12 protein-coding genes and 2 tRNA genes are annotated in these 12525 nt (G+C 34.6%); 6 read left to right on the top strand and 8 right to left on the bottom strand.

The genetic code is table 11. The annotated features are described in order from the left end of the window. Positions 1–118 precede the first annotated feature (118 nt). Positions 119–1129 (top strand): acyltransferase family protein, encoded by a 1011-nt coding sequence (locus C7J90_RS06990; RefSeq protein ID WP_103209781.1) that lies wholly within the window; start codon positions 119–121, stop codon positions 1127–1129. Positions 1130–1311: 182 nt separating this feature from the next. After that, positions 1312–2478, top strand: a complete 1167-nt coding sequence (locus C7J90_RS06985) for an aminotransferase class I/II-fold pyridoxal phosphate-dependent enzyme (RefSeq protein WP_103209783.1) — start codon at positions 1312–1314, stop codon at positions 2476–2478. A gap of 134 nt (positions 2479–2612) precedes the next feature. On the opposite strand, the gene menB is transcribed toward C7J90_RS06985, so the two are convergent. Genes menB through C7J90_RS06965 form a run of 4 tightly spaced genes read right to left on the bottom strand, consistent with a single transcriptional unit; the run spans position 2613 to position 7252 of the window. Continuing rightward, complete coding sequence (gene menB / locus C7J90_RS06980; protein WP_103209784.1) at positions 2613–3431, bottom strand: 1,4-dihydroxy-2-naphthoyl-CoA synthase; 819 nt, start codon at positions 3429–3431, stop codon at positions 2613–2615. A gap of 12 nt (positions 3432–3443) precedes the next feature. After that, entirely contained in the window at positions 3444–4238 is a 795-nt protein-coding gene (gene menH, locus C7J90_RS06975) for a 2-succinyl-6-hydroxy-2,4-cyclohexadiene-1-carboxylate synthase (RefSeq protein WP_103209786.1), read from the bottom strand. Further along, positions 4225–5898: a 2-succinyl-5-enolpyruvyl-6-hydroxy-3-cyclohexene-1-carboxylic-acid synthase gene (menD, locus tag C7J90_RS06970; protein ID WP_103209788.1), complete on the bottom strand. Its 1674-nt coding sequence runs from the start codon at positions 5896–5898 to the stop codon at positions 4225–4227. The genes menH and menD overlap by 14 nt, the downstream gene beginning before the upstream one ends. Beyond that, entirely contained in the window at positions 5891–7252 is a 1362-nt protein-coding gene (locus C7J90_RS06965) for an isochorismate synthase (RefSeq protein ID WP_103209789.1), read from the bottom strand. Before C7J90_RS06965 ends, menD begins: the two co-directional genes overlap by 8 nt. A gap of 641 nt (positions 7253–7893) precedes the next feature. On the opposite strand from C7J90_RS06965, the gene C7J90_RS06960 reads away from it, so the two are divergent. Beyond that, positions 7894–8832 carry a 1,4-dihydroxy-2-naphthoate polyprenyltransferase gene (locus C7J90_RS06960; RefSeq protein ID WP_103209791.1) on the top strand — a complete coding sequence of 313 codons (939 nt, stop codon included), beginning with the start codon at positions 7894–7896 and terminating at the stop codon, positions 8830–8832. A gap of 97 nt (positions 8833–8929) precedes the next feature. Here C7J90_RS06960 and C7J90_RS06955 read toward each other — a convergent pair whose 3' ends face one another. The 3 genes from C7J90_RS06955 to C7J90_RS06945 are packed head-to-tail and all read right to left on the bottom strand — an operon-like array spanning position 8930 to position 10909. Further along, positions 8930–9697 carry an ABC transporter permease gene (locus C7J90_RS06955; protein ID WP_103209793.1) on the bottom strand — a complete coding sequence of 256 codons (768 nt, stop codon included), beginning with the start codon at positions 9695–9697 and terminating at the stop codon, positions 8930–8932. Next, a complete protein-coding gene (locus C7J90_RS06950; RefSeq protein WP_103209794.1) occupies positions 9694–10344 on the bottom strand; it encodes an ABC transporter ATP-binding protein in 651 nt (216 codons plus the stop codon). Before C7J90_RS06950 ends, C7J90_RS06955 begins: the two co-directional genes overlap by 4 nt. A 10-nt stretch (positions 10345–10354) precedes the next feature. After that, positions 10355–10909 (bottom strand): GNAT family N-acetyltransferase, encoded by a 555-nt coding sequence (locus tag C7J90_RS06945; RefSeq protein ID WP_103209796.1) that lies wholly within the window; start codon positions 10907–10909, stop codon positions 10355–10357. A gap of 262 nt (positions 10910–11171) precedes the next feature. Between C7J90_RS06945 and C7J90_RS06940 the strand changes: the two genes are divergently transcribed. The 3 genes from C7J90_RS06940 (at position 11172) to C7J90_RS06930 (ending at position 11897) form a co-directional block, all read left to right on the top strand. Then, a complete protein-coding gene (locus C7J90_RS06940) occupies positions 11172–11585 on the top strand; it encodes a YolD-like family protein (protein WP_103209797.1) in 414 nt (137 codons plus the stop codon). Between the two features lie 147 nt (positions 11586–11732). Then, positions 11733–11807 (top strand) — tRNA-Asn (locus C7J90_RS06935). Position 11808: 1 nt separating this feature from the next. Next, positions 11809–11897: transfer RNA gene (locus C7J90_RS06930), tRNA-Ser, on the top strand. Between the two features lie 241 nt (positions 11898–12138). Here the strand turns inward: C7J90_RS06930 and C7J90_RS06925 are convergent. After that, positions 12139–12348, bottom strand: a complete 210-nt coding sequence (locus C7J90_RS06925) for a hypothetical protein (RefSeq protein ID WP_106465120.1) — start codon at positions 12346–12348, stop codon at positions 12139–12141. Positions 12349–12525: the final 177 nt, after the last annotated feature.

Genomic DNA, 12525 nt, shown 5'->3' with positions numbered 1-12525 from the left:
TATATTGTTCTAATATTACATAAATATAACAATACATTATCATAAGTGGCTTTTCGTTGCATTCATAACAGTGTTTATACTACATTTATTTTAAGTATAAAAAAGGAGTTACACTTTTATGATGCAGATAAAAAAAAGAGATGCATTTTTTGATAACGCAAGAGCCGGATTAATATTTTTAGTTGTCTTTGGACATTTAATCAGGCCTTACGTCGATTCAAGTCCTTTTATTAATGCTCTTTATTTATTAATTTATAGTTTTCATATGCCTGCATTTATACTCATTTCAGGTTACTTTGCACATAATGTAGGGCGAGCAGGTTATATTGAAAAAGTTGGGAAAAAATTACTAGGTCCATATCTTATCTTTTTTGCCTTTTTTTCTGCTTATTACTTTATAACTGGAAAAAACAGTTCTTTAGATTTAGATCCTTTTGATCCTGTGTTTGCGTTATGGTTTTTACTATCTTTATTCTTTTTTAATGTTTTTATCATCATTGTTAGGTCTTTCAAGCCTTATATCGTATTACCTATTGCCATTCTTATTGCTGTATTAGCTGGGTTCTCTACTGATGTGGGTGGCTATTTAAGTTGGTCTCGAACGCTTGTTTTCTTTCCCATTTTCTACATCGGGTATTTATTAAATGATCATTTTAGCTATTATATACGTCTTAAAAAGTTTGTACCTATTTCTATAATCATATTAGTTACACTTTTCATCATTTATTATATTCATCCGATTAGTTCATCATGGTTATTAGCAAGCTCTTCTTACGATAATATTCAAGGTATAAACCTTATATTAAGTCCACTCAAACGCTTGATTTTATATGGAATTATTTTGGCTACTATGATGGCTTTCCTAAATCTTATGCCAGAAAAGCAATACAAATTTACCTATATCGGATCTCGGACGATGTATGTTTACCTACTACATGGTATTTTTATCGGCATTATTCGCGGAAATGAAATTTATCCATTTATGGACCATCCTTTATTAAGCCTTATCTATAATTTTATATTGTCCCTGATTATTGTATTGTTATGGTCATCTAATTTTGTCGCAAAATGGACGAATCCATTCGTTAACTTGCAGTCTCCTTCATCATTTAAACCTTATCAACCGTAAAGCACTTGATAAAATAAAGTATCTGTCACCCCTTCAAAGTTTTCATTTTTACAATGTCAACTTTGAAGGGTATTTTTTGTTTGGAGGGTATACTTGACTTAGATTATTTTTCTAAAAATTCGCGCAGAGGGTCTAATTTTGTGATAAGCTTAAAGATAATTCTCAGTTAAGGATGTGTGTTTATGAAACTCGAACTCAACTCACAATCTCGCTTCCTAAAAGCACCGAGTATTCGGCAATTCTCAAATAGAATTCAAAAGATGAATGATGTCATTAATCTCACTATAGGACAGCCTGACTTTGATATGCCATCTGTAGTGAAAGAAGCTTATCATCAAGCAATACAAAATAATCAAACAACATATTCTCATAACAAAGGTTTACTTGAAACACGCCAAGCAGTTTCTGATTATTATCGCAAACAATTTGACGTAGATTATCATCCTGAAGAAATTATTATAACTAATGGCGCTTCTGAAGCACTTGATACTGCTTTACGTTGTATTATCAATCCAGGAGATGAAATATTGGTGCCTGGTCCAGTCTATGCCGGTTATATCCCGTTAATTCAAACATTAGGTGGTCAACCAGTCTATATGGATACGACTGCGACTCAATTTAAAGTGACTCCAGATTTAATTCAGAAGCATATGACGAATAAAACGCGTGCAATATTATTAAACTATCCATCAAATCCAACAGGTATGACACTGAACCAAGATGAAGTCGAATCACTTGTCAATGTGCTACAAACATTACCCATTTTTATTATTAGTGATGAAATATACGCAGAAAACACATTCCATAGTCGTCATGTTTCTTTTGCGCGCTATCAGAGTATCAAAGATCAACTTTTACTCATTAATGGATTGAGCAAATCACACTCAGCCACTGGATTACGTATTGGTTACCTTTCAGGCCCTCAATATTTAATTAATCAGCTTACTTTTATGCATGCTTACAATTGTATATGTGCTAACGTGCCTGCTCAAATTGCGACAATTGCGGCTCTAAATGAAGGTATTGATGCTCCAACAACGATGAATGCGGCCTACATCGAAAGACGCGATTATTTAATTAAATCTTTAACAGATATGGGGTTTGAAATAGAGGCAATTCCACAAGGTGCATTTTATATCTTCCCAAATATTCAAAAGTTTGAAGTGGATGACTTTCAATTTTGCGTTGATGTGCTTGAAACAGTGGGCGTCGCAATGGTGCCTGGATCTTCTTTTACTGAATTTGGAAGAGGCTTTGTACGTATATCGTATGCATATGATATGGCAACTTTAAAAGAAGGCATGTCTCGACTCAAACGTTATATTCATCTTAAGCAGTTATCAAAATAGTAGTCGTTGAATGGATTATCAACTTTAAACCAAGCTTTCTATCATTTTATGAATATAAAAACAGCTATGAAAAAATCTTTCATCAAAGATCTTTTCATAGCTCTATTATCTATAGTGAATTGAATGCATAAGGCTTATGGGAATTTTGGAAATTGATCAAAGTCTGGTGAACGTTTTTCTTTAAACGCATCACGACCTTCTTTAGCTTCATCTGTTGTATAATAGAGCAACGTTGCATCCCCTGCAAATTGTTGTAACCCTGCTAAACCGTCAGTATCCGCGTTCATAGCCGCTTTTAAGAATCTTAATGCAGTTGGCGAATGTTGCATGATTTCTTTACACCATTGAACAGTTTCATCTTCAACTTTATCTAATGGTACAACCGTATTCGCCATACCCATTTCTAATGCTTGTTGCGCATCATATTGACGACATAAGTACCAAATTTCACGTGCTTTTTTGTGACCAACGATACGTGCTAAATAACCAGAACCGTATCCAGCATCAAATGAGCCTACTTTTGGCCCAGTTTGACCAAATCGGGCATTATCAGCAGCAATTGTTAAGTCACATACAACTTGGAGTACATTACCACCACCGATAGCATAACCTTTAACCATCGCGATAACAGGTTTTGGTATCACACGAATTAAACGCTGTAAATCCAAAACATTAAGACGAGGTATTTGATCGTCACCAACATACCCACCATGTCCACGAACTTTTTGATCACCACCTGAACAGAATGCTTTATCTCCTTCACCTGTTAAGATAATTACGCCAATACGCTCATCATCTCTCGCGCGTGAAAAAGCATCAATCATTTCTTGAACAGTGTTAGGTGTAAATGCATTATGCACTTCAGGACGATTAATCGTCACTTTTGCAATACCTTCAAAAAATTCATATTTAATCTCTTTATATTCTTTAAGTGTTTCCCATTGTCTTGACATGGTTATCCTCCTCTAACTATCTAATAAAACATCCCTTACTATTGTATCAAATTTATCACTATCTTCCACATGAACTGTATGCCCTACATTATCGACTTCGTTCAATTGGGCATGCGGCAAATAGTTTAACATCGTCTTTGCGATATCTATAAACTTCTGATCTAATGCGCCTACTATGATATGAACAGGTAATGTTAAAGTATTTAACTTTGACCAAAGATTAGGCATATTCCCTGTTCCGTAGTCTCGCAATGCTTTAGCTAACCTTTTAGGTTGCTGTGCTAATCTCAATTGACGTATGGATTTTCGAACACTATCTGATAAGCGATACTGTGATTTAAATAACGGCAACTTTTCCCAATCATTCACAAACACTGTAAGATCCGCAATCTCTAACACTTTCGCTCTCGCTTCATCAACTTGTATTCTTCTTGTTCGCGCTTCCACATCTTGTATACCCGGCGAGCCACTTTCTAAAATCAATCCCGCTAACATTTTTTGATATTGTAAAGCATAATACAGCGCAATACGCGCCCCCATCGAATATCCATGTAAATAGATTTGATAGTGCGAAAATTGCTCTAAAATTTGATGAATTTGAGATGCTATCCATTTAAAGTCCCACGTCGCATTCATCGATGAATTGTCTTGACCATGACCGGGCAAGTCAATAGTGATGATATGCGCAGTTTGAGATAATTTTTCAATATGCGAATCATACGTCCGCTGATCACTAATAAAACCGTGTAACATCACTAACAATTGATCAGTTTCTTGACACGAAGAATGGAAATTATATTGTAGCATTTACAATTGCTCCTAACTTTTGATATAAGTTCTGATGTGCATGATAATTCTCTTCGCGGTTGGTCATCACTTCAAATAACGCTGAAGACATCATAGGTAAATTAACGTACTCAAAAGTCTCTATATCAGAGAATCGCTTAAAATTTAAATTATACAGTAAAGCTGCGTGTTCAAAATCAAGTCCTGTGGGCGTCCCAAATAAACGCTCAAATAATTCAGGAGGACTCTCTTTTTGAGGCAAATATGAAAAGATACCTCCCCCGTCATTATTCATCAATATAATATTCATTTGGATATCATTCAGTTTTGACATTAATAAACCATTCATATCATGATAAAATGCCAAATCACCTATTAATAAAGTCACTTTACGATGAACGGCCATACCTAAAGCTGTCGAAACAACACCATCTATTCCGTTTGCGCCTCGATTTGCAAAGATGCGCGCTTCATTATCAAAATACAAATTATCGATATCACGTATTGGCATACTATTACTTACGAATAAGCAATCATCTGATGCTAATTTTGTAAGTAATCGACTAATGTATCCAGATTCATCACTGACATTTTTCTGATAGCTTTGGATTTCTACACGTGCTTGTTGTTCCATCATTTGCCAATGCTTTAACCATACTTTGCGATATGCGTTTGGAATATGATCCAAAGATCTAAAAAAATCATTCGCTGACATCTCAAAGAAATAGTCCGGTCTTTTTGGAAAAGCATCTACATTAATACTATTTTGAACTAAAATTTGAGTTGCATTTGTTGTTTTTAACCATTGATTTAACTTTTTAGACACTACTGGCTTACCCACTCGTATGACAAAATCCGCTTCTATTTCCAATCCAGAACGTAAAAGTAAATCATACGTTGCAATCACATTGGGATGTTTCGTACGTCTAATATCATTAAGAGGATCAGCTAAAACAGGCAAATCATATATCGTTGAGAATGTTAATATTTGCGAAATATCTTGATGCTGCATATCTCCCACAACAATAAGACCTCTCATATCTCTTAAAACATCTTCAATCTTTGACGTATCCATCGTTTTTTGGTACTGAGAGATATGATAAGTATGAGATGTTAACAAATCTGTGCGTGACAAGTCGGGTGTGAGTGGTTCTCTGAATGGCATATTAAAATGTACTGGCCCTTGATTTAAACCATCGAAATATTGACTTGCTTTTTGCAATTGGTATTGCGTCGTTTCAATTGTATGAAATGTGCCATCAGCAACAGGAAAATCAAATTGAAAGCGCACATAATTTTGAAACATATTCATTTGGTTGATAGCTTGCGGTGCTCCGATTTGTCTTAATTCATGTGGTCGATCACTCGTAAGTACAATCAATGGCAAGCGACTAATATCGCTCTCAACAATCGCTGGCACATAGTTTGCTGCTGCTGTTCCAGAAGTGCACAAAATCGCAACAGGTCGTTCGCTTCCCTTAATTAAACCCAACGCAAAAAACGCAGCACTTCTCTCATCTGGGTGAATCCATGTTTTAATATTCGGATGACATTCAAACGCAAGCGCTAGAGGTGTTGAACGTGAACCAGGACTAACAACAGCTTCGCGTACCCCATATGCATATAACTCAGATACAAAATGAAATACTTGTTCTGTTAAATAATGTTGTGAATTAGTCATCATCTTTCACTCCAAGTGCGCCCATCATCGGACGAAATTTTAATGCCGTTTCTGCCAACTCTTCAGCAGGGTCAGATTCTTTGACTATACCTGCTCCAGCAAACAATAAGGCTTGGTTTTGATTCATTAACATTGAACGAATAGCTACGATAAATTCGCAATCATCATACATATCAATCATGCCAACAGGCGCACCATATAATCCCCGCGCACCAAACTCATAATGCTCAATATACGCCATCGCTTTATCTTTTGGATAGCCCCCCAATGCCGGCGTTGGATGTAAATCATCTATTAATTCAATATATGATTCGTGAGACAGTGGCCCTTTAATCTCTGTAAACAAATGATATAAATGATCATTTTTTAAAATTTTAGGATTCCGGTCGTAATGAACATACTCTACAAATGGGCGTATATCTTCTAAGATACTTTCGACAACAATTTGGTGTTCACTTAAGTTTTTTTCGTCATTTAAAAAAGCTTTAACTCGAAAATCATCTTGCACTTCATCATGTGTTCGTTGAATAGTTCCTGCAACAGCTTTTGTATACAAGTTACCATTTTCAACATGAAATAATTGTTCTGGTGTTTGAGACACAAAAATATCTTCACCCGACTCTAAAACGAATAAATAACTATTTTTTTCATTTTCTAACGCTCTTTTCAATACGTTAGCAATATTTAAATTTTCGTCAAACTGAATCATACGTCTTCTTGATAAAACTACTTTTTCATCATCGCTCAACCGCTCAATCGTTTCACTGACTAACGTTTTCCATTCATCTTGATAAATATCTTCAATTCGCTTAATAGGAGGAGGTGATGGTGTCAAATTAAAAACAGATACTTCCTCTTCGTCCAATTGCTCGATTAAACGATTTAAATCATTTATTGAAAATTGCGCTTTCGGTACCGTATATGTTAAAAAAGTCTCTTCATTTACTTGTGATATTAAGATTTCAGGCAAAACGAAATGATTCACGCCAAAGCGACGCCATTCATCCCCCATACGTTTAGAAGAAAACTGAAATCCCCCACAAATGCGCAAATGATGACGTTCAGAATCAGGATGAATTAATGCAATATTATTTTTAAATTTCTCCCATTCTTTAAAAATTGAACGCTTATTTGTAAAATCATTTTTTATTTCTGTTGCAACGCGATATCCAAAAAAAGATGTTTGGTTATCATTTAATCGAAAATAAAAACGATTCCCTGCATCTTCTTTTGTCATTTCAAATAAAGTAATAGGATCCAATATACGTTCAAGTTTAACTTCGACTGAAACCCATTGTAACTTTGTTTGATTGACCGCTTCTACGATTGCCTGTTCACCTACGTCAACAGTCATCTATCTCTCACTTCTTTCATCATAATCATGTCTAGACTATTTATCGTTGAAGGTTGGAGCACAGTGAATGAACTGATTAACATATCCACTGTGATGGTCCAAACCTTTATCAATTTTATGAATGTATGTTCATATAAGGTTCATAATCCCTTAATATTCATATTCTAAAATACAATAGTCATAAGGCCTAGTTTTGAGGCTTTTCATCATAAACTACCCGAAAATAAACATTTTAGTCAAGAAAAATTTACAGCCTCCATTAAGTTATTTTAACATTTTTGTAGCAAATTGTGTGAGTGTTTGTTTTGAGTTGTTATTATTTTAATTTCGAACTTCAGAATTGCACGTTTATTTTTCAATAAATACGTTATTCATTTTTCTCACTTATCTATTCTGTTTTGATGTGATATTTATAGTGGCAAGCTTGTATTTCTTTACTTTTAGTATTAAATTATTAGGTATAGCTTTAACAACAAGTAATGCAAATGGTGGTGTAAATAGGACTACAAATGATTGCATAACACCCTCAGTCATTAAGTATAAATGTCTTTATTTTTTACCTATTTTTCATTGCTTTATTTTTCGATATTTAATACAATATTTTTGTATTAAAATTTTATAAAACAGGAGTTACTTTATATATGACAAAACAATTCAAACAACATTCTACAATTCATAAGTATTGGTCACTTATGCGCCCGCATACTTTAACTGCTTCTGTCGTTCCTGTTTTAGTCGGGACAGCTACAGCTAAGTTATTTTTACTTGGCAGTGAAGATCGCTTGAGCCTAACTTTATTTATTGCTATGTTACTTGCTTGCCTACTCATTCAAGGCGCAACAAATATGTTTAATGAATATTATGATTTCAGAAAAGGGCTAGACGATCATGAATCAGTTGGAATTGGTGGTGCTATTGTTCGTAATGGCATGACACCTCAATCTGTTCTAAATTTAGCAATTATCTTTTATGGTCTTGCTGCATTGTTAGGGCTGTTCTTAGCAATTCAAACATCATTTTGGCTTATTCCAGTTGGCATTATATGTATGGCAGTTGGATACCTCTATACTGGCGGTCCTTTCCCTATTTCATGGACGCCATTAGGTGAATTATTCTCAGGCGTATTTATGGGGATGTTTATCATTTTGATTGCCTTCTTTATTCAAACTGGCAATGTCCAAGGCTATGCTGTATGGATAAGCATTCCAATCGTATTTACAATTGGTTTAATCAATATGTCTAACAACATTCGAGACCGCGTCAAAGATCAACAAAGTGGTAGACGTACACTTCCGATACTGCTAGGCAAAAATGGCGCCCTTATCTTTTTAATATCATGTTACGCGTTTGCATACTTATTCGTCATTTTTACTGCTTTATTTAAAGATGGAGGTTCTTTATTCTATTTATTGGTTTTACTAAGCTTCCCTTTACCTATTAAAGTATATCGCCGTTTCAAACGTGCAGACACACCTCAAACAATGATGCCTGCAATGGCCGCGTCTGGAAAAACTAATACGATTTTCGGCTTACTGTATGCATTAGGTATTTATATTAGTGCCTTATTAGGTGGTATTTAATTCAAAGACTAGGAGAAACGTGCTAATGATACACTTAATCAGTGTCTCAATGCACAAATGTTTCTCCTAGTTTTTTCATTTTACAATGGTGTTTTATTTACTCGCCTTGGTTAATTTGAATCAATTGATGCCGCTGATTAAAAAATTGTTTATAGCTTAAATACGTCGCGACAAGCGCTGAAATAATTGTTGCCGTTGTATGAATAAATACGACCATTAACTGAAATTTAATCGCTTGTAAAGGTGGAACACCTGCAATAATTAACCCTGTCATCATACCTGGTATTGATACTAATCCATATGTTTTCACCGAATCAATCGTTGGGACGATAGCGACTTTGATACTCTCACGAATCGCATCTTTAGCTGCAAGGGAAGGTGTTGCACCTAATGAGAGTTTGGATTCGATTGAGTCCGTTTCCTTTGTAAAAATACGATTTAGGTTTTGATAACTTAAATTAATCGCTATCATACCATTACTTCCTACCATACCCGCTATTGGGATTATTTCATTGGGCTTAAAACTGATTGCTCCCGTCAATAAAACACCACCTAAAGACAATACTGCTCCCGTTGCAATACCTGCAAAAGAAATTAAAAACACATGGTTCATCACTGGCGATGCTCGACGTCTTGTGTTTAATGCTGCATTAATCATAATGACAACAATAAGTATCAATACAATCCATACCTCTTCTAATCTAAAAACAAACTCAAGTAAATAACCGATTATCATGAGTTGTATCACTGCTCGAACCGCAGCAATCATTAAATCCTTAGCAATATGTAAGCGTTCTTTAAAAGATATTAGAATAGGAATCAATAGTAGCAGTGAAGTCAAAAGTAGAGATGTTGTACTCATCATGTCAATTGGACCTCCTTTACAATCTCACCATTTTTAATTGTAATCTTGCGGTCAAACTGACTTTGACTCTGCTCTTGATTGTGTGTAATCCACAATACAGTTGTTCCTTCTTTAACCATTTGAAAGATGAGTTTCTCAATAGATTGACTATTTTTAGCATCTAAAGCGCTTGTAGCTTCATCTAAGAGTAATACATCGGGAACATACATGAGTTGTCGTGCTATTGTAACACGTTGTTGTTCGCCACCTGACATGTATTGTACATAATCAGACAACTTATACTTTTGAAGACCCATTTGTTTTAATAATGACTTTGCTCTTTTTTGATCAAACGACTCTCCTCTCGTCCGTGCGGGAAAAGATAAATTATCGGCGATTGTCTGACCAAATAATTCTACACTTTGCGGCAAATAACTAATGTTTTGCCTTAATTTCTCAGGAGGATAATCTTTGTAAAACTGTCCCTTAAAAGTAATGTCACCTTCTGTAGGACTGATTAAGTCAGCAATCAGACGAAGAAGCGTGCTTTTCCCACTACCTGAAGGCCCTACCACTGCAACTGCCTCTCCTTTTGAAAACGTTATATTGATATCATTCAGTATACGCCGATTCTCAACACTATAACCTATATTATGTAAATGAAGCATATTGAACCTCCTATTTTTGATAAGTCATATAATAATATCGATGTCCATATAATGCTTTTTCTTCTTCCGTCGAAAATCCTAATTTTTTATATAATAAAAATGCTTTTTCATTTGTAACATCGCAATTTAACCCCCATGTCACTTGATCATTCATCTCTAAAACATGCCTTATTAATTGTGTCGCAATACCTTTCCCTCGAAACTCAGGGAATGTCGCCACCGATTCAATATACATATCTCCTTGATTTGATTCCATTACAGGTAGAGGCGTTCCTTGAGTCAGTACGATATCTGGTAGATCTAAATGATGCCATTGTTGTTCATAATCATTCTCACGATTACCATCATATACGACAATTATAGCTGCAACTTGTTCATTAACTTCATATACCCAAATATGACTCAAATGATTACGATAGTGGCTATCTATTTGACTTTTTCGAATAGCATCCATCACTTGAGCTTGACTATATTTTTGAACGATTTCTAGTTCCATATCTTTCCATATCATATAGATAAGTTCCGCAATTGAATCACAATCTTCTTTTATAGCTTTTCTAATCATTTATAATCTTCCTTTTTTATGATTTACTTTATATTGTAGCTCAACTTGAAATAGATTAAAACTAAAAGGAACACACGTTCTTTCATATATTCGCTGTTTGCAAGATATCTGTAAAACAACAAATCATCTCTTACATAAATATTTGTAATCAATATGAATATACTTGATATCATATTATTTTTAACACTATATTTACTTAAGACTTGAAAAACCTATTGCACAAACAGAACATATGTTCTATTATGGAGATGAGGTGATTTTGATGATTATTAATCCACAGGCTCCAGAAGCTTATCGTTATGAAACAGACTACCGAAAAATACCCAAACAATATCTTGATTCAAATATTCCTATCGGGCGTGGCATTGTAAAATGGGCTCCTTTTGCGACACTTCCTGAACAATTTGAAGCACTTAAACAATTTGAAAAAGATCAACTCAAAATCAAACAACCCGAACTCAGTGACAGTCAAATACAAGATATCAACTATATGCTTTATATTAAGCTAACAAAGAATGCGTTAGCATCTATTCAATATTGGCGTAACGGCCACATTCATACTATTCAAGGTTATATCAATCGCATTGATACATTGACACACGAAATGTTAGTGACAAATGAACGATGTACAGATCAACTCATTATTTATTTAAATGAACTTTACAATGTTGAATAATATGAAAAGGAAGATACAATGTGTAAAGATAACAGGATTTTTATTCATATCATGTAAATATTCTGTTATCTTTTTTTAACTTTCTCTTGATTTTTTTCATGATGTTGCTATAATAATATTTGTGCTTGAAAAAATATTATGCATTATTCCACAGTAGCTCAGTGGTAGAGCTATCGGCTGTTAACCGATCGGTCGTAGGTTCGAGTCCTACCTGTGGAGCCATGGAAACGTACTCAAGTTGGCTGAAGAGGCGCCCCTGCTAAGGGTGTAGGTCGCGAAAGCGGCGCGAGGGTTCGAATCCCTCCGTTTCCGCTAGATAGAGAACAATGGTTAATATTCGTTTTCTCAAAACTACTAAGAACGCTGTTATGACGGCGTTCTTTTTATTTTTTGTAAATATCTGTAAATATCTGTTTGAAAATAAAGTGGTCAAATTATGGTCAAATAAAAGGCTTTTTCATTTTTTTGCCCTTTCGTTGACCAAATTTTGACCAAACTAACTTCTCAACAGTTAATAAACCCCCGCCACAACTAGTGTCAGGCGGGGTTCGTTTTATTCATTCTCTTTCTCGATTTGTTTTTGGTAGTTGTAAAGTTTTTCGGCATTTTTGAGCGTTAAATTATCAATAGCTCTTTCACCTCGACGCATCGCATTAATATTTCCGTAACTTACCCCTGTATCTTTGTTCACTTGGTAACTTGAAATACTTCTGTTGTTTATTAGTTTTTCAATTGTTTCATATAAATCCTTGTAACTATTCATATAATGGGAATGAAGCGATTTTTTTATTATAAAAATATAATCAAAATAACTAAAATTAAGATTCCTACAGATAATGCAAAAGAAATTTTCTGTTTTGTTTCTCTTTTCATTTTTACCACTCCTTTGTATAATGAGAGGTAAGGAACCCCTTATCGGGGTCTTACCTTAGAACACCTT

The sequence above is a fragment of the Staphylococcus felis genome, from assembly GCF_003012915.1.
Lineage (GTDB): Bacteria > Bacillota > Bacilli > Staphylococcales > Staphylococcaceae > Staphylococcus > Staphylococcus felis.
This window is presented reverse-complemented; position numbering and strand designations above follow the sequence as displayed.

What these genes read in the sequence shown, in the direction of transcription:
- C7J90_RS06990 (WP_103209781.1), top strand. Translation starts at nt 119, where the DNA reads ATGATGCAGATAAAAAAAAGAGATGCATTTTTTGATAACGCAAGAGCC.
- C7J90_RS06985 (WP_103209783.1), top strand. Translation starts at nt 1,312, where the DNA reads ATGAAACTCGAACTCAACTCACAATCTCGCTTCCTAAAAGCACCGAGT.
- menB (WP_103209784.1), bottom strand. Translation starts at nt 3,431, where the DNA reads ATGTCAAGACAATGGGAAACACTTAAAGAATATAAAGAGATTAAATAT.
- menH (WP_103209786.1), bottom strand. Translation starts at nt 4,238, where the DNA reads ATGCTACAATATAATTTCCATTCTTCGTGTCAAGAAACTGATCAATTG.
- menD (WP_103209788.1), bottom strand. Translation starts at nt 5,898, where the DNA reads ATGACTAATTCACAACATTATTTAACAGAACAAGTATTTCATTTTGTA.
- C7J90_RS06965 (WP_103209789.1), bottom strand. Translation starts at nt 7,252, where the DNA reads ATGACTGTTGACGTAGGTGAACAGGCAATCGTAGAAGCGGTCAATCAA.
- C7J90_RS06960 (WP_103209791.1), top strand. Translation starts at nt 7,894, where the DNA reads ATGACAAAACAATTCAAACAACATTCTACAATTCATAAGTATTGGTCA.
- C7J90_RS06955 (WP_103209793.1), bottom strand. Translation starts at nt 9,697, where the DNA reads ATGATGAGTACAACATCTCTACTTTTGACTTCACTGCTACTATTGATT.
- C7J90_RS06950 (WP_103209794.1), bottom strand. Translation starts at nt 10,344, where the DNA reads ATGCTTCATTTACATAATATAGGTTATAGTGTTGAGAATCGGCGTATA.
- C7J90_RS06945 (WP_103209796.1), bottom strand. Translation starts at nt 10,909, where the DNA reads ATGATTAGAAAAGCTATAAAAGAAGATTGTGATTCAATTGCGGAACTT.
- C7J90_RS06940 (WP_103209797.1), top strand. Translation starts at nt 11,172, where the DNA reads ATGATTATTAATCCACAGGCTCCAGAAGCTTATCGTTATGAAACAGAC.
- C7J90_RS06925 (WP_106465120.1), bottom strand. Translation starts at nt 12,348, where the DNA reads ATGAATAGTTACAAGGATTTATATGAAACAATTGAAAAACTAATAAAC.